The organism is Anaerococcus senegalensis JC48 (assembly GCF_000321005.1).
GTDB lineage: Bacteria > Bacillota > Clostridia > Tissierellales > Peptoniphilaceae > Anaerococcus > Anaerococcus senegalensis.
Genome location: NZ_HE578907.1, coordinates 1,335,967 through 1,359,103 on the forward strand (window position 1 = coordinate 1,335,967; position 23,137 = coordinate 1,359,103).

Annotated in this window: 19 protein-coding genes; 16 read left to right on the forward strand and 3 right to left on the reverse strand. The window is 29.2% G+C overall.

The genetic code is table 11. The features are described from left to right. Positions 1–2 precede the first annotated feature (2 nt). Genes ASHG_RS06410 through ASHG_RS06440 form a run of 7 tightly spaced genes read left to right on the forward strand, consistent with a single transcriptional unit; the run spans position 3 to position 7,069 of the window. Complete coding sequence (locus tag ASHG_RS06410; RefSeq protein WP_040398293.1) at positions 3–212, forward strand: RNA-binding S4 domain-containing protein; 210 nt, start codon at positions 3–5, stop codon at positions 210–212. Continuing rightward, positions 212–1,285, forward strand: coding sequence for a DNA replication/repair protein RecF (gene recF / locus ASHG_RS06415; RefSeq protein ID WP_040398295.1), 1,074 nt, complete (start codon positions 212–214; stop codon positions 1,283–1,285). The genes ASHG_RS06410 and recF overlap by 1 nt, the downstream gene beginning before the upstream one ends. Before the next feature lie 14 nt (positions 1,286–1,299). Next, positions 1,300–3,204 carry a DNA topoisomerase (ATP-hydrolyzing) subunit B gene (gene gyrB, locus ASHG_RS06420; protein WP_040398296.1) on the forward strand — a complete coding sequence of 635 codons (1,905 nt, stop codon included), beginning with the start codon at positions 1,300–1,302 and terminating at the stop codon, positions 3,202–3,204. 8 nt (positions 3,205–3,212) lie between these two features. Continuing rightward, complete coding sequence (gene gyrA / locus ASHG_RS06425) at positions 3,213–5,654, forward strand: DNA gyrase subunit A (protein WP_040398298.1); 2,442 nt, start codon at positions 3,213–3,215, stop codon at positions 5,652–5,654. A 1-nt stretch (position 5,655) separates the two neighbouring features. Further along, entirely contained in the window at positions 5,656–5,964 is a 309-nt protein-coding gene (locus ASHG_RS06430; protein WP_040398300.1) for an STAS domain-containing protein, read from the forward strand. After that, positions 5,964–6,296 (forward strand): ATP-binding protein, encoded by a 333-nt coding sequence (locus ASHG_RS06435; protein WP_040398301.1) that lies wholly within the window; start codon positions 5,964–5,966, stop codon positions 6,294–6,296. Before ASHG_RS06430 ends, ASHG_RS06435 begins: the two co-directional genes overlap by 1 nt. A gap of 2 nt (positions 6,297–6,298) precedes the next feature. After that, positions 6,299–7,069: a SigB/SigF/SigG family RNA polymerase sigma factor gene (locus ASHG_RS06440; RefSeq protein WP_040398303.1), complete on the forward strand. Its 771-nt coding sequence runs from the start codon at positions 6,299–6,301 to the stop codon at positions 7,067–7,069. A gap of 552 nt (positions 7,070–7,621) precedes the next feature. On the opposite strand, the gene ASHG_RS06445 is transcribed toward ASHG_RS06440, so the two are convergent. Then, the gene (locus tag ASHG_RS06445; RefSeq protein WP_040398304.1) at positions 7,622–8,602 is read right to left on the reverse strand and encodes a hypothetical protein; all 981 of its coding nucleotides are present in this window, start codon (positions 8,600–8,602) and stop codon (positions 7,622–7,624) included. 366 nt (positions 8,603–8,968) lie between these two features. On the opposite strand from ASHG_RS06445, the gene ASHG_RS06450 reads away from it, so the two are divergent. From ASHG_RS06450 to ASHG_RS06485, 8 genes are all read left to right on the forward strand, one after another. After that, entirely contained in the window at positions 8,969–11,098 is a 2,130-nt protein-coding gene (locus ASHG_RS06450) for an ABC transporter substrate-binding protein (RefSeq protein WP_040398305.1), read from the forward strand. Between the two features lie 884 nt (positions 11,099–11,982). Next, entirely contained in the window at positions 11,983–12,945 is a 963-nt protein-coding gene (locus tag ASHG_RS06455) for an ABC transporter permease (RefSeq protein WP_040398306.1), read from the forward strand. A 1-nt stretch (position 12,946) separates the two neighbouring features. Next, positions 12,947–14,842 carry an ABC transporter permease subunit gene (locus ASHG_RS06460; protein ID WP_040398308.1) on the forward strand — a complete coding sequence of 632 codons (1,896 nt, stop codon included), beginning with the start codon at positions 12,947–12,949 and terminating at the stop codon, positions 14,840–14,842. Positions 14,843–14,850: 8 nt separating this feature from the next. Further along, positions 14,851–15,855 carry an ABC transporter ATP-binding protein gene (locus ASHG_RS06465; RefSeq protein WP_040398309.1) on the forward strand — a complete coding sequence of 335 codons (1,005 nt, stop codon included), beginning with the start codon at positions 14,851–14,853 and terminating at the stop codon, positions 15,853–15,855. Further along, the gene (locus ASHG_RS06470; protein ID WP_040398310.1) at positions 15,842–17,458 is read left to right on the forward strand and encodes an oligopeptide/dipeptide ABC transporter ATP-binding protein; all 1,617 of its coding nucleotides are present in this window, start codon (positions 15,842–15,844) and stop codon (positions 17,456–17,458) included. The genes ASHG_RS06465 and ASHG_RS06470 overlap by 14 nt, the downstream gene beginning before the upstream one ends. Beyond that, positions 17,455–17,643 (forward strand): hypothetical protein, encoded by a 189-nt coding sequence (locus tag ASHG_RS06475; RefSeq protein ID WP_040398311.1) that lies wholly within the window; start codon positions 17,455–17,457, stop codon positions 17,641–17,643. The genes ASHG_RS06470 and ASHG_RS06475 overlap by 4 nt, the downstream gene beginning before the upstream one ends. A gap of 72 nt (positions 17,644–17,715) precedes the next feature. Then, on the forward strand, positions 17,716–17,961 hold the full coding sequence (locus ASHG_RS06480; RefSeq protein ID WP_040398313.1) for a glutaredoxin family protein: 246 nt from the start codon (positions 17,716–17,718) through the stop codon (positions 17,959–17,961). Positions 17,962–18,008: 47 nt separating this feature from the next. Next, complete coding sequence (locus ASHG_RS06485; RefSeq protein ID WP_040398314.1) at positions 18,009–18,395, forward strand: hypothetical protein; 387 nt, start codon at positions 18,009–18,011, stop codon at positions 18,393–18,395. Positions 18,396–19,016: 621 nt separating this feature from the next. Here ASHG_RS06485 and ASHG_RS06490 read toward each other — a convergent pair. After that, a complete protein-coding gene (locus ASHG_RS06490) occupies positions 19,017–19,466 on the reverse strand; it encodes an NINE protein (RefSeq protein WP_040398315.1) in 450 nt (149 codons plus the stop codon). A 135-nt stretch (positions 19,467–19,601) separates the two neighbouring features. On the opposite strand from ASHG_RS06490, the gene ASHG_RS06495 reads away from it, so the two are divergent. Then, complete coding sequence (locus tag ASHG_RS06495) at positions 19,602–20,108, forward strand: helix-turn-helix domain-containing protein (protein ID WP_040398318.1); 507 nt, start codon at positions 19,602–19,604, stop codon at positions 20,106–20,108. Positions 20,109–20,173: 65 nt separating this feature from the next. Here ASHG_RS06495 and ASHG_RS06500 read toward each other — a convergent pair whose 3' ends face one another. Next, positions 20,174–23,137 (reverse strand): type III restriction-modification system endonuclease, encoded by a 2,964-nt coding sequence (locus ASHG_RS06500; RefSeq protein ID WP_040398319.1) that lies wholly within the window; start codon positions 23,135–23,137, stop codon positions 20,174–20,176.

Sequence of the window (23,137 nt, forward strand, 5' to 3'; positions counted from 1 at the left end):
TTATGGAAAAAATAGAATTTAAAACTGAAATGATTCTTGCAAAAGATTTATTAAAAGCGACAGATATTGCTCAAAGTGGGGGCGAGGCCAAACATTTGATAAAAGAATATGGAATTATTGTAAACGGAGATGAAATCTTTCAAGCTGGTAAAAAACTTTATAAGGGTGATCTTATAGAATTTAACAATCAATTTGAAATAAGTCTTGTATAATGTGGATTCAAAGTTTAAAACTAAATAAATTTAGGAATTATCTTTCTCAAAATATAGAATTTAATGAAAATATAAATATATTTTTGGGAGATAATGCTCAAGGTAAAACAAATTTACTTGAAAGTATATATTATTTGGCAAATGCAAAAAGTTTTAAGTCTTTTAGAGACAAAGATATTATCATGTTTAATGAAAAAGAAATGTCCCTTGATGGGATTATAAGAAAAAATGAAGCCTTCAAAAATGTTAAGATAAAAGTTAATGAAAATAATAAAGAAATTTTTGTAAATGACATAAAATATAACAAAAATAAGGATTTAAAATCACTTTTCAAATTAGTTTTATTTACTCCAGAAGACTTAACTATAATAAAAGATGGTCCAAATTTTAGAAGAAAGTTAATTGATGATATAATAATTAGTGTTAACTTTAGTTATAAGGCTTTGAAAAAAGATTTTGACAAGATTCTTAGTCAAAGAAATAAATTACTTAAAAATCAAAGGTCAAAATATTTTAAAACTGAACTTATGGCCTTTGACCAGCAAATTATAAGGCTAAATTATAAAATTTATAGGTATAGGGAAAAATATATTTCCCTAATAAATACCTATGCTAATAAAAATCACCTAAATCTTACAGAAAATAAAGAAAATTTGTCTATAATATATAGGCCAGATGTTGTGGCAAAAGATATAGAAGAATATAGGGAAAAATTTTCAAAAAATTTATCTGATGACTTAAAATATTATAGGACTACATCAGGCAGTCAAAGAGATGAGATAGACATTTTTATAAATGGAAAAGATACCAAAAAATTTGGATCACAGGGTCAACAAAGGTCTGCTATTTTAAATATAAAACTTGCAAATGTTAATTTAATTGAAAATACTAGCCAAGATAAGGCTATAATTTTATTTGACGATGTTTTTTCAGAACTTGATGAAAAAAGATCTAATTTTTTGTTGGAAAATTTAGGAAGATTTCAAACAATAATTACAGCTACAAATACAAAAAGTTTGGATAAAGTAGATAAATCTAAAATTAGAAAAATAAAAGATGGCCATATAAACTAATAGAAAGGAATTTTATGGAAAATACACAATATAATGCTTCGAACATTAGGGTCTTAAAGGGTCTTGAACCAGTTAGACTTAGACCGGGAATGTATATAGGATCAACAAGTGAAAGAGGACTCCATCATTTAGTTTACGAAGTTGTTGATAACTCAGTAGATGAGGCTCTTGCAGGTCGTTGTGACTACATAAAAATAAGTATTGACGAAAATAATATAGTAACAGTAGAAGATGATGGATCAGGAATACCAATTGAAAAGCATCCACAAACAGGAAAATCAACTTTAGAAACTGTTCTTACGGTTTTGCACGCTGGAGGAAAGTTTGATGATAAGGCCTACAAAGTATCAGGTGGTCTTCACGGTGTAGGAGTATCTGTCGTAAATGCTCTAAGTGAATATCTAATTGCAGAAGTAAAAAGAGAAGGTCATATTCATAGAATGACTTTTGAAAGAGGAAAACCTACAAGTGATTTGGAAATAATTGGAGATACAAAAGAAACTGGTACAAAAATTATTTTTAAAGCAGATCCTGAAATTTTTGATGTAACTGTTTATAACAAAAAAACTCTAGAAGATAGATTTAGAGAAATGGCCTTTTTAAATAAGGGTGTAAGATTAATATTTGAAGACAAAAGAGATGAATCTGAAGTTGAATTTAAATTTGATGGAGGAATTAAAGAATTTGTTGAATACTTAAATAGAAATAAAACTCCAATTTTTAAAGAAGTTCCATATTTTGAAGGGCGCCAAGAATCTACAGAAATTGAAATATCTTTTCAATACACAGATGGATATAGCGAAAATATCCTAACATTTGCAAATAATATTTATACTGTAGAAGGAGGAACTCATTTATCAGGATTTAGGTCAGCCCTAACAAGAAGTGTAAATGATTATGCTAGAAAATATAATCTTTTAAAAGAAAATGAAGATAATCTTCAAGGTGATGATGCCAGAGAAGGAATTACTGCAATTATTTCTGTAAAAATTTCAAATCCTCAATTTGAAGGACAAACAAAGGGAAAACTTGGAAATAGCGAAGTAAGAGGAGCGGTAGATGCCTTTTTCTCAGAGCATATGGGAAATTTCTTAGAAGAAAATCCAAAAATCGCTAAATCAATAATTCAAAAAGCCCTAGCGTCAAGAAGAGCAAGAGAAGCTGCAAGAAAGGCAAGAGATTTAACAAGAAAAAGATCAATTCTTGACTCAACAACTCTTCCTGGAAAACTTGCTGATTGCCAATCTCAAGATATAGGAGAAAATGAAATCTTCATAGTCGAGGGTAATTCAGCTGGTGGATCTGCAAAAGGTGGACGTGATAATAGAATTCAAGCTATTCTTCCTCTAAGAGGAAAAATAATGAATGTAGAAAAGGCAAATCTTGATAGGATTTTAAATTATGAAGAAATAAAATCAATGATTACAGCTTTTGGTACAGGAATTGGCCAAGAATTTGATATAAATAAACTTCGTTATGGAAAAATAATAATCATGACCGATGCCGATGTAGACGGAGCTCATATTAGAACCTTGCTTTTAACATTTTTCTATAGATACATGAAACCACTTGTAGATAATGGTCATATTTATATAGCTCAACCACCACTTTACAAAGTTTCAAGTGGAAAAAAAGAAAGATATTGTTACACAGATAAAGAGTTAGACGAAATTGTAAAAGAATGGAAAGCAGATAAATACAAAATTTCTAGATACAAGGGTCTTGGAGAAATGAATGCAGAACAATTGTGGGAGACAACCATGGATCCAGAAAATAGGGTTTTACTTCAAGTATATGAAAAAGAAGATTCCCAAATGTCAACTGACGCAACATTTTCAATGCTAATGGGTGAGAAGGTAGAACCTAGAAGAGAATTTATTGAAGAAAACGCCCAATATGTTGAAAATTTAGATGTCTAGGAGGATAAATGACAGAAGAAAATTATCAAAACATCATAGAGGTAGAACTCGAAAATCAAATGAAAACTGCTTACTTGGAATACTCCATGTCAGTTATTGTTTCAAGAGCTCTACCAGATGTACGTGATGGATTAAAACCAGTTCATAGAAGAATTTTATACGGAATGGAAGGACTTGGACTTGATCCAAATAAACCAACCAGAAAATCAGCCAGAGTTGTTGGTGAGGTTATGGGTAAATTCCACCCTCATGGAGACTCTGCAATCTACGATGCTCTTGTAAGACTTGCCCAAGATTTTTCAACTAGATATCCTTTGGCAAACGGTCAAGGTAACTTTGGTTCAATAGATGGAGATGACGCAGCAGCAATGCGTTATACAGAAGTTAAAATGAGTAAAATTGCCAAAGAAATGCTTAGAGATATCAACAAAGATACAGTTGACTTTATGCCAAACTTTGACGAAGAAGAAAAAGAACCAACAGTTCTTCCATCAAGATTTCCAAATCTTTTGGTAAATGGATCAAATGGTATAGCAGTAGGAATGGCAACAAATATGGCTCCTCATAATTTAAGAGATTCAATTGATGCTTGTATTGCCTATATGAATAATCCAGAAATTTCCATAAAAGAATTGGCAGATATTATAAAAGGACCAGATTTTCCAACAGGAGCCCAAATTCTAGGAAAAGCTGGAATCAAAAAAGCCTACAAAACTGGACGTGGAAAATTAAAACTTCGTGCAGTTGCAAGAATTGAACCTTTCAAAAAAAATAGGGAAAGAATAATAGTTACAGAAATTCCTTATCAAGTAAATAAGGCAAACTTGATCAAAAAAATTGCTGAATATGTAAAAGATAAAAAACTTGAAGGAATTTCAGATATTAGAGATGAATCCGATAGAAAGGGAATGAGAATTGTAATTGAGGTAAAAAGAGATGCTAATGCAAATATAGTCCTAAATAATCTCTACAAACAAACTCAACTTGAAACAACCTTCGGAATTATAAACCTTGCCCTTGTTGACGGGGTTCCAAAAGTTCTTGATTTAAAAGAATTAATAAAATATTATGTAAAACACCAAAAAGATGTAGTAAGAAGAAGAACAAAATTCGACCTTGATAAGGCTCAAAAGAGAAAACACATAGTTGAAGGTTTAATTATTGCCATTGATAATATCGATGAAATTATAAAAATAATTAGATCATCCTATGATAATGACCAAATCAAAAAAATATTTAATGAAAGGTTTGGCCTAACAGATCCTCAATCTCAAGCTATTCTTGACATGCAATTAAAAAGACTATCAGGTCTTGAAATTGAAAAATTGCAAGCTGAAGATAAGGAACTTGCTGAAAAAATTGAATATTTCACATCAATATTAAATGATGAAGAAAAATTAATTGGCGTTATCGAAGAAGAAATTCTAGAAATAAAAGAAAAATATGCTGATGACAGAAGAACAAAAATTGTTCCGGATGAGGGAGAATTTGATATAGAAGAATTAATCGAAAAAGAAGATGTATTAATTTCACTAACTCATGATGGATATATAAAAAGACTTCCAATAAATACTTATAAGGTACAAAATAGAGGTGGCAAGGGAATTTCTGCTGGAAATACAAAAGAAAATGACTTTATTCAAAAAATTCTTACAACAAATACTCACGAATCTTTACTTTGTTTTACAAACTTTGGAAGAGTTTATTCATTAAAATGTTATGAAATTCCAGAAGCAAGCAGACAATCAAGAGGACAAGCTATCATTAATTTAATTTCCCTTGCAAGTGATGAAAAAATTACTGATATTATGGAATTATCAGAATTAAATGAAAAAAGCCAATTGGTATTTCAAACAGCAAATGGAAAAATCAAAAAAACTGATGCAGAATTATTTACAAATATCCAAAGAAATGGAATTATAGCAATTTCACTTGAAGATGGGGACAGACTTGTATCAATTAGGCAAATAGATAAATCTTGTGATATAATTGTAACAACCAAAAAAGGAATGGCAATTAAATTTGCCTCATCAGACATTAGGTCTATGGGCAGAAATGCCAGAGGAGTAAGGGCTATTAGACTTGGTGAAGATGATAAGGTTGTGTCAATGAATATTGTTGAGGATGAAGTTTATTTGGTAGTTGTAACTGCAAATGGTTTTGGTAAAAAAACATCCTTCAATAATTTCAATAACCAAAATAGGGGAGGAAAAGGAGTAAGATGCCACAAAATTACAGAAAAAACTAAAGATGTGGTAGCTACTCTTCCTGCTAATTTGGATGATGACATAATGATGGTTTCCTTAAAAGGTGATATGATAAGAATATCTACAAGAGATATTTCAACTACAGGTAGAAATACTCTAGGTGTTAAATTAAAAAATCTTGAAAATACCGAAGATTTTATCGTTTCTGTAACCAAATATTATGAAGAAACTAGTGAGGAATAAGATGTTTAAGGCAAATATAGAAGAAAAAAATGATCACTTATTGGTAAAACTTATCGGTGATTTAGACGTTTATTCAAAAGAAAATTTTTCAAAATTTTGCGATGAGTCACTAAAAGATAAAAATGAAAATTTGATAATAGATCTTGAAAAACTTGATTATATAGATTCTACAGGACTTGGTATGTTTATAAATATATATAAAGACCAAAAAGAAAAAAACAAGACTGTAAAAATAATAAATGCCAAAGAAAATATCAAAAAATTATTTAAAATAACTGATATAAGTGATTTATTTGAGATGGAGGAATAATGGATACAATAAGTTTAACAATTCCACCAAATACAGTTTACCTAAAATCTATGAGACTTTTGGCAGCAAGTCTTGCAAGTGATATGGGCTTTGATATAGAAGAAGTTGAAGATATTAGAGTTGTTGTTTCAGAAGCAATAAATTATAAAATGAGCGATGAAGACATAAAAATAAATTTCTATATAAAAGAAAAGCTAATGAAAGTAGAAGTAATAGGAAAAGATAGGGAAATTGAAGAGGAAAATCTAAAAATTAAACAAATTATCCTTGAGCAATTGGCAGATAGGGTAGAAGTTGTTGAAGATAAGATTATACTTACAAAAGAGAAATAATTATGGCAAAAACAAAAGCTTCTCTTGAAAGAAAAAAAGAGATCAAAGAAAAATTTGAACAATTTTATAAAACAAGGGACAAGGACCTAAGAAATGAGCTAATAGAAGATCATATGTATATAGTCGATATTCTTTCTAATAAATACATTGGAAAAGGAATAGAAAAAGATGACCTTTATCAAGTGGCATCTCTTGGCCTAATCTATGCCATTGATAGGTATGATCCGTCAAAAGGATACGAATTTTCATCCTTTGCAACCCCAACAATAATGGGAGAGCTCAAAAGATACTTTAGGGACAAAGGTTGGGTTATAAGAGTTCCAAGAAGAATTCAAAATTTGTATAAAAAAATAAATGTAGCAAAAAAAATTCTCCCCCAAGAACTCCAAAGAACCCCAACAATAAAAGATATTGCAGCCTATCTTGGAGAAGATGAAGAAACAATTCTAGAAACAATAGAAGCAAGTAAGGTCTATACTCCTCAAAGTTTGGATATGAAATACCAAGTTCAAAAAGGGGAAAACTCTGTGGATTTATCCGATATGATTGGAGAAGATGATAAAAATTTTGATTCCATAGAATTAAAAGATTTGATAGAAAAATCTACAGAAAGACTAAATGATTTGGAAAAACAAATTTTAGAATTAAGATACTATGAAGGAAGAACCCAAATAGATATAGCAAATAAACTCTCAATCTCACAAATGACAGTATCTAGAATTGAGAAAAAAATTCTTCAAAAATTCACATTAGAAATGCAAAAAATGCAATAAATTAAAATCACCTATTGAAATAAATAGGTGATTTTTTTATAAAAATAAATTTATTATAAAAAAAATAGTAAATATAAAAATCTATCAGACTGTTGACAAACTAAAAATTATCCCATTTCGACCAGATAAATAACCGTTGATTTCGGTTGTTTATACCGATTCATCGTGTGCAAGAAGCGAAGAAATCTCATGAGATCTCTCCGTGCGTTCGTTTCACTCACACTAAAACATGTTTGCTTTGCAAACTTCTTCATGATTTCTCACTTAGTTTTAGGGATGATTGTGCCAAATTAAGGCACAATCATCTAGTCGAGATGGGCTGTAGCGTAATTTTATTTTTAAATTAACAATGAATAACTAAACTGACTTTGTCTACGCTCTGATCTATTTTTTAGTTTTAAATTGATAGAATTTAAAATTAACTAATTAATCAATATAAATATAAAAATTAAAAATAAAAGCTAAAAAATAAATTGCACTCATAATATAGAAAATGTATGGATTTTATTTATTTTATACCAAAAAATCCCCCTTATTTTTAGGGGGATAATATTATTTGTCATCTCCTGGATACATTGATGATGAACCTGGATACATTTTTGCAATTTCTTTTATAACAAGTTCAATATCATCTAAACTTTTTTCATCTAATTTCTTTTGAGCTCTTAGATAAGCTAAGTCAATATCGTTGTTTGTAATTTTTTCAATAGATTTTTTTGAAAATTTATATTTATTTTTTAGTTCTTTTCTAAAAGAATCATATTCTTCTTTATTTTCAGAAAATTTATCTATTGGTCTATTTTTGATATCTATACTTGTTTGTTCTTTAGAATTTTCTTGTGTATATTTTTTTTCATTATTTTCATTATTTTGGTTTTCTTCATATCCATTTGGATATTTTTCCTTTAATTTTTGGCTAGCTTTTACAATATTTTCGTTATATGTTGCGTATTTATCATCGTTATATATTTCAAAAAATATATTTTTGAGCTCTTTATTTGGAACTTGTGATGCATCAAAACCATTTTGACCAATATAAGTTCTAGCATTTGTGTAATGATCAACTCCTTCATCATTACTGTAAATCCAATTATTTACAACATCTTCTACAGTAGTTTCTGGATAGAACTTACTAGTGTTTGGATTTTCTCTAGCAATTTGATTAAACATTAAGGTTAGTTTATTCCAAAATCCAGTTTTTTCGCTTAAATCATTTGCATCCTTTTGATATTTTTTAATATCTTCATCACTTAATCCATCAACAAAACTTTGATCAAATCCTCCTAAATCTATCATAGCCTTTTTTATGTCATCTATAGATAATTGGTTAGAAGAATCTATATTACTTGTATTTGATGATGACAAATTATTAGATTTGTAATCAACACTCTCGCCAATTAGTAAATTGTTTTTGTTATTAGATTCACTACTAACACTACTATTTGATGAATTACTTTTATTATCTTTGTCAAAAATACCACATGATGTTAAAACAAGTGATAAACAAAGAACAAGTCCTATTTTCTTTTTCATAAATCCTCCATATTTTTCTTGTTATTTATACTTTACCCTTTTTATATAAAATTTTAATATATTTCTTATGTATAAGTATTTTAAATAAAAAAATTTCATAATTTATAACTTTATCCTATTAGTATGCAAATAGTAAAAACCTTATCATTCCAACATTAATCTAAGATATTCATTAAAAAATAAATTATAAAAAGTGGAAATTTCTGGTAATAAATGTATAAATATAAAATTAGAAAAAATATTATTTCTCAAAAAAATCTATTGTTGTTGAAGTTTTAAGAAATAAATAAGAATTGACAAAAATATAAATATAAATTATAATGAATCCATATAAATCAAAAAATAAAAAGAAAAGAGGAGAGAAGGATGAATGTAAAAAAAGTTTTCTCACAAGCTTTTGCTCTTGGATTGGCTTTGACACTTACAGCTTGTGGCGGTAATAATGACAAAGACAATAACGGATCAAATGCCGGAGCAGACAATAATGCTAGTAACGAACAAGCTAAGGGTGAAGAATTTAAAAAGCAAACTAATGATGATACCCTTGTAGTAGGGGTTGATTCACTTGGTGGAGAATTCATCCAAGGTTTTAATAACAGCCAAAACGACGTAAGAGCTAGAGAATTTATGGGAATTCAAGGTGCTGTTGGTTATGACACTTATGTTAAAGATAGAAGTGGAAAATATGTAATCAACAAAACTGTTCTTGATGGTGAACCTCAATCAAAAGAAAATTCTGATGGATCAAAGACTGTTACTTTTAAAATTAAAAAAGATTTAAAATGGTCTGATGGTAAACCTGTAACTGCTGATGATTATTTATTTACAGCACTTTTACACTCACCACAAGATTATTCTCTTATAACAGGATCTACTGAAATTGGTGGAGATTCTCTAAAAGGTTACAACGAATTTAGAGAAGGAAAAACAGAAGAATTTGAAGGTGTTAAAAAAATTGACGACCAAACATTTGAAATAACAATTTCAAATGATTTCTTACCATACTTTGAAGAGGAATCTCTAAAAGCAATGAACCCAAGACCAATTCATTATATAGCTCCAAACTTAACAGTTGATGGATCTAAATTTGCTCTTAAAGATGGCTATAAATTATCAGATGATGACAAAAAATCTTTTATTGAATCACTTGATAAGCAAATTGAAACAGAAAAATCTTCTTATGATGAAGAAGTAAAAGAAGCTGGAGAAGAAGATCCAGAATACAAAAAAGAACATGAAGAAAAATTAAAAACTCTTGAAGATAAGAAAAAATCTGCAGAAAGCGGAAATGATATAGATCCTACAGAAATGCTTGTAGAACAAGCTATGCTTTTTGATGCAAATGACTACAGAAAAGCACCAAAAGTTACTTGTGGACCTTACAAATTTGTTTCATTTGAAAATAATATGGTTAAAATGGAACTTAATGACCAATATGCTGGAGATTTTGAAGGAAACAAAGCCACAATTCCAAATGTTATTATACAAGTTATAAATCCAGAAATATCTGTAGACTTAGTTAAAAATGGGGATATAGATGTATTCGAAGAAGAAATGAATGGTTCAAGAATTGACCAAATAAGAAAAGCTGCTGACGAAAAGAAATTACAATATGTAGCTTATGACAGAAATGGTTATGGATGTTTATCATTCTTAGACGATAGAGGACCTACTCAATATAAAGAAGTTAGACAAGCTATAGCATTCTTGATGGATAGAAACGACTTCGTACAAAACTATGCAGGTGGATACGCAGTAGTAACAAACGGAATGTATGGTTCAAGTCAATGGATGTATAAAGAAAGAGGAGCTGACGTAGAAGCTAAACTTACAAACTATACATTAAATATTGACGAAGCTAATAAGAGATTAGATAATTCTCCATACAAATTTGAAAAAGACGGAAAAACAGCTTGGGATGCTAATAAAGCAGCTGAACAATATAAAAATAATGCTGACAAATTTGATTATTACAGATACGATGAAAATGGTAAAAAATTACAAGTTAACCAATTTGGTGCAAAAGAATCTGAAATTACAACACTTCTTTCAAACCAATTACCAGACAATGCTAAACAAGCAGGGCTTGAATACAACGTTCAAGCAGGTGACTTTAATACCCTTCTAAACTACAGAGAAAATCCAAAAGAAGGAGATAAGGCAGAATATACAGCATTTAACATGGGACTTAGCTTTGGATCACCATTTGATCCTTTCTACCAATATAATAGTAAAGGATTTGACAATAAAACAAAAACAAATGACCCACAAGCTGACAAAATAACAGAAGAATTAAGGAGAGTAAAACCAGGTGAAAAAGAAGCTTACCTAGATAAATGGGAAGAATTCCAAAAATGGTACAATGATTACCTACCAGAAATTCCACTTTATTCTAACCAAATCCACTCATCAGCATCATCAAGAGTTAAAGGATTTGATGGCTTAACACCAGAATGGGCAACATCTTGTCAAATAAACCAAATGAGTCTTAAATAATAAAATTTTTAAAAAGAAGTCATACTAAGTGTGGCTTCTTTTTTATATGAAAAATTACTTTTTAACAAAATATATTTTTCAATATATTCAAACCTAGCTAAGCCCATCTCGAGCGGATGCAATGAGTCGAGAGATCTCTTTCTTATATTTAGATAATAATTTATTTTTCCCTTGGTTTTTACATAGATTTTTTTTACCTACTTTATTTCTAGATTTGCTTAATCCATGAGATCTCTTGACTTAGCTTGAGATTGGAGTTTTCTACATTAAATTTCAAACTAAAGAATTATTTTTTATTTTAAATTAAGATTTTTTAAAAAAAGTGAAAATTTAAATAAATTTGAAGAAACAAATAAAGGATAAATTCCTAGTCATTTCTAGCTTGTCGTAAAATCTCTTTGTTAACCTTGGCGTAAAATTTGTTTTATTACTAATTAATAGTGAATTTATTTTTTTGTATTTCTAGTTAGAATATGGTTTTCTTTATTTTCTTTTTTTATAAATTCATTATTTTTTATTTTTATTAATTTTTAAAAAATTGTGTAAATGTTATAAACATTAGAGTGTTAATGTACTATAGAATGAATATTCTATTAATATTCATAGAAGTGATTTATTTCTCATTATTAATGAATCTTTAAAAATAATTATCAATCTTTATAAATTTAAGAAAAATTTTACATTGACAAATTGTTGATATTATATTATTATTATGACTATGATATGATAAGTTTATTCTATGCTGATTTTTTATATTTATTTATAAAATTTTATAGTTAATGTTTTCCTTTGTATAATTTATGGGAAATTATTTCATATTTATCAAATTAAAGTGAAAAATAAGTAAATGAGTAAATTTAAAAACATTTAAGGAAGGGATGAAAATGTTAAAATACATAATAAAGAGAATCATTAATTTGATTCCAGTAGCCATAATTATTTCTATCTTGGTTTTTGTACTTTCTAAATCTATGCCTGGCGATCCTGTTTTGGCAATGATGCCAAAGGATGGAAGAATGACCAAGGCTCAACAAGAACAAATGTATAAAAATCTTGAAAAACGTTATGGTTATGACAAATCGTTGCCAGAACAATATTTTATGTGGATGGGAAGAAGTTTGAAGGGGGATTTTGGTGAATCTACCCAAGTTAAAAGACCTGTTAAGGAATATCTTTCTGAACCACTTAAAAATACTATTTTACTTAATATTGGTTCAACCCTAGTTTCTTTTATACTTTCGGTTTTAATAGGAATAAGGTCAGCTGTACATAAGGGTGGGCCTTTTGATAAATTCTTCCAGGTATTTACCTTGGTTGGTATTTCCTTGCCTACATTTTTTATAGGTTTATTTTTGATATTTTTATTTGCCTTTAAGTTAGGATGGTTTCCAGCAAATGGTATGCCTAGAAACAATAATTTTGGTGAATGGTTAAAATATTTAATTTTACCAACTTTAACTTTAACTTTTGGATCTATGGCTTCTATTTCTAGGTATGTTAGAAATTCAATGCTAGATTCACTTAATGAAGATTATATTAGAACTGCAAGAGCAAAGGGATTAAAAGAAAAAACTGTAATTTATTCTCATGCTTTTAGAAATGCTCTTATCCCAGTTGTAACTGCTATGACTTGGGCAATTCTTTCTATGTTTTCAGGTTCAGCTATAACTGAAACTATTTTTGCATATAGGGGAATTGGAAATATTCTTATAAAATCTGTTTTGGCTCAAGATTATAATGTTATTCTTGCTTTAACTATGTTTTATGCAATTTTGACACTTCTTGGAAACTTGATTATGGATATTGCTTATGCACTTGTTGATCCTAGAGTAAAATTGGAGGCTTAGTATGAAAGATGAATTAAAAAAATCATTTAAATCTTTTGGGAAATTAGTTCTTTCTTTATTTACTTTTGGAACAAATGCAAATGAAAGTGAAGAAGTTTTGGCAGATGTTAATCCTAAAAATGAAAATGAAGCTTTGAAAGAAGATGCTATTACATCTCCTGGAAAAATGGCTGTAAAAAATTATTTTAGAAACCCACTTGGAGTTATAGGTCTTGTATTACTTCTTGGAATTATTCTTGTCGTTTTTATTGGATCAGCAATAATTCCTTTTAATCCTTATCAATCTGAAGGTAATCTTATAAATGTATCTCCAGGTTCTGGGTATATGGATTTTCCTTCTGAAATGCAAAAAGAAGGCGTTGAGAAAGTTTCTGTAGGAAATACTTTTGGTGTTGGTCTAACTAAGGAGAAAAATTATTATATCTGGGGAAAAAATAACGAAGATAATGTTATGAAAATTCCAGAAGATATTAAAGAAAAACTAGATGGTAAAAAAATAAAAGATGTTGCAGCTGGAGATAGACACATTCTTGTTGCAACTGAAGATGATGAAGTTTATGGTTGGGGTAATGATTCCTTCCAACAAACAAAACTTCCACCAATGCAAGAAAGTCAAATAAAAGAAGAAGGAATTAAAAAACTTGGTGGTGGAGTTCAATATTCTGTAGTTTTAACAGAAAAAAATAATATATTTGTTTGGGGTTCTACAATGAACTCAAGGCTTGATCTTATTCCAAAAGAAGTTCAAGGAAAAGTTGTAGATTTTGATACAAGTGGTTCAAATATTTTGGCTGTATTAAAAGATGGATCTACAAAACTACTTGGTGTAAGAGGAGCTGAAATTGATGTTGGAGCTCCTGATGAAATTAAAAATGATAAGCTTAAAATTAAAAAAGTTGCCCTAACTACAAATTCTGCAGCAGCCCTTGATAAAGATGGAAAACTTTATGTATGGGGTCCTTCTAGAGATAATTTATCTGGAAAAAATGTTCCTGAATTTAAAGGAAAAGTTAAAGATATAGTTGGAGGCACAAACCATTTTACAGCCCTTGATGAAAATGGAAAACTTTATTCTTGGGGAAATAATAATTATGGTGAAGCTTCTTGTCCTAATGGAAAATATGAAAAAATATTTTCAGGATATTTTAACAACTATGCTGTAAATAAAGATAATAAAATAGATACTTGGGGACTAAAAGGATTTAAATTTGGTTCTGATGATCAAGGTCGTGATATCTTTACAAGATTAATTCACGGTGGAAAGATGACTATAATAATTTCTTTCGTATCAGTTATTATCCAAGTTGTTCTTGGTGTAATTATAGGTATGGTATCAGGTTATGCTGGAGGAAAAGTCGACAATGTTCTTATGAGAATTACAGAAATTGTTCAGTCTTTCCCATTCTATCCATTAATTATTACACTTTCTGCCCTACTTCCTGTAAATACAAGTCAAAACACAAGACTAATGATGATTATGGTTTTACTTGGAGTTATTGGATGGACAGGAATAGCAAGGCTTGTTCGTGGACAAATTTTAGCTGAAAGAGAAAGAGATTATGTAATAGCGGCAAAAGCTTTGGGTGTTACAAATTCATCAATTCTTGTTAGACACATACTTCCAAATATTCTTTCAATAATAATTGTAAATGCTACTCTTGGTTTTGCTGGAAACCTCCTTACAGAAGCAGGACTTTCTTTCTTAGGTTTTGGTGTCCAAGAACCAATGCCATCTTGGGGAAATATGATGACAAGTGCCCAATCATCTGATGTAATTAATATTTATTGGTGGAGATGGGTAATACCAGCACTTGCAGTATTTTTGGCAGCATTTTCAGTAAACTTAATTGGAGATGCCCTAAGAGATGCAATAGATCCAAGATCAAATGAGAGATAGGTGTAAAAATGAAAAATTTACTTGAAATAAACAAACTCCATACCTACTTTAAAACAAGACGTGGTCTTATAAAAGCTGTAAATGGAGTATCATGTACAATTGAAGAAGGGAAAACTTTGGGCCTTGTTGGAGAAAGTGGATCAGGAAAAAGCCAAACTGCTATGAGTATTTTGCAACTTTTTGAACCAAACCAAAAAATCTATAGTGGAGAAATTATTTTTGATGGCAAAAAAATTTCTGACTTTAATAGGTCTCAAATGGAAAAAATAAGGGGAAATGATATTTCCATGATTTTCCAAGAGCCTATGAGTTCACTAAACCCAGTTTTTACAGTTGAAAAACAAATTTCAGAAGTTTTAATTCTTCATAAACATATGAATAAAAAAGAGGCTGCAAAAAGAGTGGAGGAATTACTTGCTCAAGTTAAAATTCCTAATCCACATGTTGTTGCCAAACAATATCCTTTCGAGCTTTCTGGTGGAATGAATCAAAGGGTTATGATTGCCATGGCCCTTGCTTGTGAACCAAAATTATTAATAGCAGATGAGCCAACAACAGCTCTTGACGTAACAATCCAAGCTCAAATTCTAAAATTAATGAATGAATTAAAGGAAAAGAAAAATACATCAATTTTATTTATAACTCACGATTTGGGAGTAATAAATCAAATGGCAGATGAAGTTGCTGTAATGTATTGTGGACAAATTGTAGAACAATCTCCAGTCGATTATATTTTTAAACACGACATAACAGATTATAACCACCCATATACAGTTGCTTTATTAAATTCTATTCCTGCAATTACAAGTGATAGAGATGAAAGACTAGATATAATCCCAGGTTCTGTTCCACATCCACTTAATCTTCCAGACGGATGTAAATTTGCAGATAGGTGTAAATATGCAACTGACAAATGTAGGTCTGAAATGCCAGAGCTTGTAGCAATAAATGAAAATCAAAAAATAAGATGCCACTACCCAAATAGAAAGGAGAGAGAAGATGGAGAAGAATAATAAAAAAGTCTTATTTAAAATAAGAAATCTTAAAAAATATTTTCCAATCAAGAAAAAATCTATCTTTTCTAGGGGAGCAAATGAATACGTTCATGCAAACGAAAATATTTCCATAGATATATTTGAAGGTGAAACATTTGGTTTGGTTGGAGAAAGTGGTTGTGGAAAATCTACCTTTGGTAGGACAATTCTTCAAATTTATGAACAAACAGAAGGAACAACCCTTTATTATGGAACAACTCTAGATAGACTTGCCCCATCTTATATGGGAAAAGATATACTTGATATACCAAAGAAGTTCCCTAGCTATGACAAAGAAGTTGAAACTCTTCATATAATTTATGATGGACTAGAAAGAACAGATGATGAGGAGAAAATAGCTGAACTAAACGAAGCTGCTATGCATCAAAGAAGACTTCTACAAGAAGAATATGAAAATATGATGAGAATTGCAGGAGGTCTTCTTGCTAGTGACAATTTAGAAGAAATTACAAGTATTCTAGATGACTATTATAAAAAAATTAAAGAAAGATCAAAAATTTTACTTCAAATCAAAAAAATTAAAGAAAAAGATGAAGTAAGGATTAGAGATAAAAAAGAATTAAAAAATGCTATCCTAAACGATCCAAAATATAAGGAGCTTTTAAATAAAAAAGAAGTTCTTGATAAGGAAGTTTTAGAAAAAGAAAAAGTTATATCTTCTAAAAAAGAAGAGTTAAAATCAAAAGAACTTTTTGAAAAATTCGAAAGTTTTGTTGATGATGGAATAGATTTATCAAGACTAACAAATGAAGAAATGAGAGAGCTTAGAAAAGATCTTCAAATAATTTTCCAAGATCCTTATGGTTCTTTAGATACAAAAATGACAGTTGGAAATATAATTGGAGAAGGTGTCTTGGGTCATGGACTTTTTAAATCTAGAAAAGAAGCGGGCTATAACGAATACATTCAAGATGTAATGAATCAATGTGGGCTTGCTCCATATTTCATTCACAGATATCCTCACCAATTTTCGGGAGGACAAAGACAAAGAATAGGAATAGCTAGAGCTCTTGCTTTAAATCCAACCTTTATAGTTTGTGATGAAGCTGTATCAGCACTTGACGTTTCAATTCAATCTCAAATTATAAATTTATTGCAAGATTTAAAAACAGACTTAAACCTTACCTATCTTTTCATAACTCACGATCTTTCAGTAGTAAAATATATATCTGATAGAATCGGGGTAATGTATTTGGGAGTTATGGTTGAACTATCTGATTCAGATAGAATTTTTAAAAATCCACAACATCCTTATACAAAAGCACTTTTACAAGCAATTCCAAGAACAGATGTTGATAAAGGACAAGAATTGCAAACTATAGATGGAGATATACCATCAGCCGTTAAACCACCAAAAGGATGTAGATTCCATACAAGATGTAAATATTGCATGGATATATGCAAACAATTTGAACCAGAATTAAAAGAAGTAGAAGAAGGTCATTTTGTAGCTTGTCACTTGATGGATGTATCAGAAAAAACAAAACAAGAAGCCTTCGAAAAAAACGAAGAAAAAAGGCTTAAAGAAGAACATGAATTAGCTAAGGAAGCTAATCTATGAAAAGACCAGTAGATCCTTTCAAAGGAAAAACTAAAGAAGAAATCTATGAAAAAGAAGAACTTTTAGAAAAAGATAATCTGGAAAAACACGACAGATTTGCCATGTTTTTGGCAGCTATGAAAGTCTTTATGCCACCAGTATTATTAATACTTCTACTTTTTACATCCTTAATATTTTTCTTTTAAGTTTATAAAACAAAATTAAGGGTAATAAACTAAAAGAGGAAATAGACGAATGAAACTAGGAAAGGAAGTATTATGAGTAAATTTGAATTATATTTTAAACCAGATTGTCCATATAGTTTAAAAGTTTTAAATTATATGAAAGATAATAAAATATTAGATTTTACATCTTATAATATAGAAGATGGAAGATGTGGAGAAGAAAATAAAAAAGCCCTTGAAGAAATAGGTGGCAAAGTCCAAGTTCCATTTATGGTTTTTGGTGATGAAAAAATGTATGAATCTGATGATATAATAGAATATCTAAAAGAAAATTATTAAAATTATGCCAGCGGCTTATACTGCTGGCTTTTTTATTGGAGAAAAAAATGAAAAAATTAATATATAGAGATGACAAAATTTTTGAAAATGAAAGAATGACTTATAAATTGGATGGCAAGTACAATGTATTGTGTCCTAGTGGTAAATTAGTTGCAAGATTTAAAATAAAAAATTTATTTAGCCTAAGAGGAAAAAAACAAGCTGTAATAGGAAACTTAAAAATAGAAAAAATGAAAGATGAACCTATAAGTGAGGCTAAAATTATAAATAGACAAATGAAGTTAATAAATCATGAAAATGAAATTTCCCTAATAAAAGACGATGAATTTCTAGGAAGTTACGATTTTGAAAATAACACAATAGAAGTATCAGAAGACGAAGGACTTGTAGTAAGCGTGTTTTTTGCCCTTAAAAAATTGGAGGAAAATAGATAAATTAAAAAAATAGAGATAAAAACTTTAGCAATAAAATAAGTCTCACCCTCACCCATCTCGACTAAATGAGCGAAGCGAGTGCATGGAGATATCTCATGGATTAAGTAAATATTGAGAAAATATTAAAACCAAGAGATCTCTCGACTACGCTCGAGATGGGTTTAGCTACGTTTTAATATTAGAAATTAATTATTAAATCAAATAAAAGAAAGAATAAATTCTAATATATCTAAATTTTCTAGTGTAAATAAAAAAATAGAAATAAAAACTTTAGCAATAAAACAAGTCATACCCTCACCCATCTCGACCAGATGATTGTGCCTTGATTTGGCACAATCATCCCTAAAACTAAGTGCAGATTTATAACCGTTGATTTAGGGTATAAATCCTGAAAACTAGTGCGAGAACACGGAAGAATTTACCTAGTAAATGAGTTTTTATAAGCACGAGAAAGTTTGCCTAAAAAACGGGTTTTAGTATGAGCAAAGCGAATGAGTGGAGAGATCTCATGGATTACATAAAAATAGATAAAATATCAAAACAAAGAAATCTATACATTTTAAAGAAATAAAAAATCGATTAGGAAAATTTTAAGTTTTTCTAGTCGATTTTTTTATTTTTTTATAAATATATATTTCCAAATTTATCAGCAGGTTTTGTAAGACCTATTATGAATTCAATAAAAGCTATAATTCCTGGTATAAATGTCCAGCAGAAAATTAAATAAACTATTCCAGCACCAGTTTTACCTGCATAAAACTTGTGAGCTCCAATTCCACCTAGGAAAAATGCCAACAATACATAAGCTAATTTGTTTACAGGTCTTCCTTGATTATAATAATTATTAGTTACATTACCATTTCCATCCATAGTTATAGCTCCAATCATATTATCTTGTGTTTTATCTTCTTTTAATTTACTAACTAAGTATCCGTTTTCGTCCTTAAAGGTTCTTACCTTATCTCCTATTTCAGGAATAAAATCTACATCTGAAAGATTTACTCTTACAACGGAACCATCATTAAGGCCTACAACAACACTATCAGCTTCGATTTTGATTATTTCGCCCATAATTCCCCCTTATTTTCTATAATTATATCATTATTTACAAGAAAAAATAAGAATAAATGAAAAAATCCCCCAAGTTGCCCTATAGTTGCTAGCTTTTTTTGAAAAAATCTTTAAAATAATAGAAAAGGAGGAAATATGATTGGAGAAAAAATTAAAAATAAAAGAAAAGAATTAAATTTAACCCAAGAATATTTGGCAAAAGAATTAAATATTTCAAGACAAGCCGTATCGAAATGGGAAAAAGGAACAAGCGAGCCTTCCATGGAAAATCTTGTGAAATTATCTGGAATTTTTGGAGTAGATATAAAATATTTTAAAAATAATGATGATAAAGAAAATGAATCTCTTATTTCAAAAATTTTTTGGAATTTTTTATATGCAGCTATAGGCCTTGTTTTTTATTTAATATATTATTTTGGAATAATGGAGGGGGTCTTAAATAAAGATCCAAAACAAATGCCCTTTTTAATACTTACAATTTTTCTAGCATTTTCAGTAATAGCCTTTCCTCAAGCTATTAAAAATATGGGAGATAGATTAGAAAAAATAGATTATTTTACATTTTCAAAATTAGTCTTGCCAGTAATTTTTATAATTTCACCCCTTATTGTTTTTTATTATATTTTTAAAAATGAAGAATAAACTTTAATTTTTAAATTTAAAAGGCGATTGCAAAATTATTATCACATTTTGCAATCGCCAAAATCTTACCTATCTAATTCATTAATCATAGCTACAATATCATCATTTTTTAATTGCTTTTTAAAGACAACATTGATTCCATTTTCTTTCATTGTTTCAAAAAATTTTTCAGCCGATTTTATACGGATTTTTTCATCATATCTTAAAGATTTCTCGTCTTTCATATCCTTAGTTTCCACAATAAAATTAATTTGTTTTGCCCCATCCTTTGAATCAATCACATACATAAAATCTGGACTTGTTGTTCCTCCATTAAATAAAGGAATTTGAATTGATCTTCTAGGAATTTTCCCAAAAACTCTGACTTTTTCAATATCACTTTTAATAAGAGTTTCTTTTTCTTTATCACTGTCATAAATAACAGCATCATAAAGAAATCTTTTTGGAACATCAACATTTTCGTCCCTATAAACTCCCAAAACTCCCTGAACCAATTCGTCCAAAACATTTCCATTTCTATCTGTCAAGCTTGTTTCCTTAACATCAATATTAAGAGCCCTATAAGAAAAATTCTTTATAAGCTTTTTATCAAGCCAAATATTAAATTCATTTCCTATCGAATTAATAGCAACTTTTGAAAATAATCTATCATCAATAAAGCCCTTATCTTGATTAATCTTGCACAAAACTTTGTGAATTGTTTTTATACTCAAGCCTGTTTTCTTATTGACCTCTTTTAAAAATTCATTATAAGGAAGTTTATCATTAGTGACAAAATAATTTGCCATATTTTCTCTCAAAACAATCCTATCATCTTCTTTTTCAGTTCTTTTTGAAATTATTTCAACATTAGTATCTCTGTAAATATCTTTTTCTAAAATTTTATAAAAAGCATCTTCTAATTCATTTTCTGGAATTTCTTCAAACTTTAAAAAGTATTTTTGATTAACCGTCTTCCACAAGCTTTTAATTTCTGAAAATTTATCCTTGCGAATTTTTACATAGGCTTTCTTCTTGTTACCATCTATAAGCTTGTTAGGCTTCAAGTTATTAATAGCCTCAGGATAATCTTCATATAACTTAGATAAATTTTCAAGATTTATCTCGCCCTTACGGTTGATGTATTTTTTAGATAACATATCAATAAAAATATCATCTTCAGAAATTGCTCTCAACTTTGAAATTTTTGGAAGAATTGAATTGATATTAGAAATTTTATTTGGCGTATCATTATTTATTTCCCCAAGCAATTTATTAGCAAAATCTTTTTCAGAATAATCAATTAAGTATCTCAAATAAAATTGATCATCAGAAATCCTATAACCATTTTCATTTACAGGAAGCCTTAGGCCCCTGCCGACTTCTTGAAGTTTGCTAGTTTCTGAACCCGAAGATCTTAATTTTACAATTTGAAAGACATTTGGATTGTCCCAACCTTCTTTTAAAGTCCATTTTGAAAAAATAAAACGCATTGTATTCCAATTTTCATTCTCATCCTTAAAATTTAAAAGAAATTCCTTGTCCCTCAAAATCTTATCAACTTCATTTTTAATATCTTCTTCAGAAGTAGAATTATCCTCGCTAAAATAACCACCACTTGTCTTGGAAATATCACAAAGAGAACTTTCCAAAAAAGATTTATATTCCAAAAGTCCCTCATCACTATCGTCATTGATATTTTGAATTTCTTTTTTAATATGGTCTTCTAGTATTTTTTCAAATTTAAGTCTTAAATGTCCGGATTTTCCATTTTCATCACGAAAAGATCGAACGGAATCAATAAAAAATAAGGATAGAGTTTTTATCTTGTCTTTTCTTAAAAAATTTTTCTTTTCAGTTTCAAAATGGTTGATGATAGCTTGCTTTAACATCATTTCCTGATAAGTTTCAGTATAAATTCCCCCATAAATAATATCGCCCTTAGATAAAACTTGACCATTAGACAAAGTTACACCACGATTAATATTTTCATCATTAGTTTTTCCAATTTCTTCAACAAAAATACCAGAAAATTCCTCACCCAAAACAGAAAGACTATCTAATTTTGCAAGCTCCTCTACTTTTTTTGTTTTTTCATCACGAATATAGCAAAGCTTTGGATTTTGTTTGAAATCCATTAGCTTAAATTTTGTATCATTTTCCTTTTCAGCATCAATCATAAAAGTTTCCACGCCCTTAACCAAATTTTGATTAAAAGCTTGGCTAGAACCCAAATTAAAAATTAAATTATTAAAGTCTTTTTCCTTTGATTTTTTCTTTTCAGGAAAAGTTGCACCAAAACGAATAATACATTGAGGATTAATTTCCTTAATTAAAGTTTTGTAAGCCTTATTTTCTTTTTTAAACCTGTGAGGCTCGTCAATAATTACAATAGGCCTAGTAGCTTTAATTGCCCTATAAGGTTGGGTAAAATTTCCCATCAAAGTTTGATCATAATCGTCTTTGCTCATGGTTGCCTTTGATAAAAGCATGCCAGAGCTTAATAATAAAACAGAAAACCTATTTTTTTGCAGATTTGTTCCACGCACATATTCAGATACAGCATAAGGAAAATTTTTTCGGCCACTCTTTCTTTTTTGCGCCTCCAAAACAGAAAGATCCAAAGATTTGTTAGGATAAAGATCCGAAAAATGTTTTTTGCTATAATCAGCCGACAAAAAACTTTTTGCCCCCTCTCTAATAGGAGTAGAAGGAACAAGGACAATAAATTTATTAAAACCATACCTTTGATTTAGCTCATACATCATCCTCGTATAACAATAAGTTTTTCCAGTACCAGTTTCCATTCGAATATCAAGACCCAAATAATTTTCATCATCAGACCCCTTCCATTTACTTGGAATAGCCTGTAAATTTTCATAACCTTGCCATAAATTTTCAATATTTTCCCTGATTTTTTCATCAGCCAAATCAATCAGAGGATTAGAATAAGGATCTTTGCTGTCAAAAATCCTAATACCATCAAAAGCTTTTACAATAGCCTTCAAAAAATCTTCTTGGTGGGGAAGAATAGTAAGTTCAATACCCAT

Bases quoted from the DNA above. Each gene is read 5' to 3' on its own strand.
- ASHG_RS06500 (WP_040398319.1), bottom strand. From the start codon at position 23,137: ATGGGTATTGAACTTACTATTCTTCCCCACCAAGAAGATTTTTTGAAG.
- ASHG_RS06440 (WP_040398303.1), top strand. From the start codon at position 6,299: ATGGCAAAAACAAAAGCTTCTCTTGAAAGAAAAAAAGAGATCAAAGAA.
- ASHG_RS06490 (WP_040398315.1), bottom strand. From the start codon at position 19,466: ATGGGCGAAATAATCAAAATCGAAGCTGATAGTGTTGTTGTAGGCCTT.
- ASHG_RS06460 (WP_040398308.1), top strand. From the start codon at position 12,947: ATGAAAGATGAATTAAAAAAATCATTTAAATCTTTTGGGAAATTAGTT.
- ASHG_RS06445 (WP_040398304.1), bottom strand. From the start codon at position 8,602: ATGAAAAAGAAAATAGGACTTGTTCTTTGTTTATCACTTGTTTTAACA.
- ASHG_RS06410 (WP_040398293.1), top strand. From the start codon at position 3: ATGGAAAAAATAGAATTTAAAACTGAAATGATTCTTGCAAAAGATTTA.
- ASHG_RS06495 (WP_040398318.1), top strand. From the start codon at position 19,602: ATGATTGGAGAAAAAATTAAAAATAAAAGAAAAGAATTAAATTTAACC.
- ASHG_RS06485 (WP_040398314.1), top strand. From the start codon at position 18,009: ATGAAAAAATTAATATATAGAGATGACAAAATTTTTGAAAATGAAAGA.
- ASHG_RS06435 (WP_040398301.1), top strand. From the start codon at position 5,964: ATGGATACAATAAGTTTAACAATTCCACCAAATACAGTTTACCTAAAA.
- ASHG_RS06470 (WP_040398310.1), top strand. From the start codon at position 15,842: ATGGAGAAGAATAATAAAAAAGTCTTATTTAAAATAAGAAATCTTAAA.
- gyrB (WP_040398296.1), top strand. From the start codon at position 1,300: ATGGAAAATACACAATATAATGCTTCGAACATTAGGGTCTTAAAGGGT.
- ASHG_RS06465 (WP_040398309.1), top strand. From the start codon at position 14,851: ATGAAAAATTTACTTGAAATAAACAAACTCCATACCTACTTTAAAACA.
- ASHG_RS06455 (WP_040398306.1), top strand. From the start codon at position 11,983: ATGTTAAAATACATAATAAAGAGAATCATTAATTTGATTCCAGTAGCC.
- ASHG_RS06475 (WP_040398311.1), top strand. From the start codon at position 17,455: ATGAAAAGACCAGTAGATCCTTTCAAAGGAAAAACTAAAGAAGAAATC.
- gyrA (WP_040398298.1), top strand. From the start codon at position 3,213: ATGACAGAAGAAAATTATCAAAACATCATAGAGGTAGAACTCGAAAAT.
- ASHG_RS06450 (WP_040398305.1), top strand. From the start codon at position 8,969: ATGAATGTAAAAAAAGTTTTCTCACAAGCTTTTGCTCTTGGATTGGCT.
- ASHG_RS06430 (WP_040398300.1), top strand. From the start codon at position 5,656: ATGTTTAAGGCAAATATAGAAGAAAAAAATGATCACTTATTGGTAAAA.
- recF (WP_040398295.1), top strand. From the start codon at position 212: ATGTGGATTCAAAGTTTAAAACTAAATAAATTTAGGAATTATCTTTCT.
- ASHG_RS06480 (WP_040398313.1), top strand. From the start codon at position 17,716: ATGAGTAAATTTGAATTATATTTTAAACCAGATTGTCCATATAGTTTA.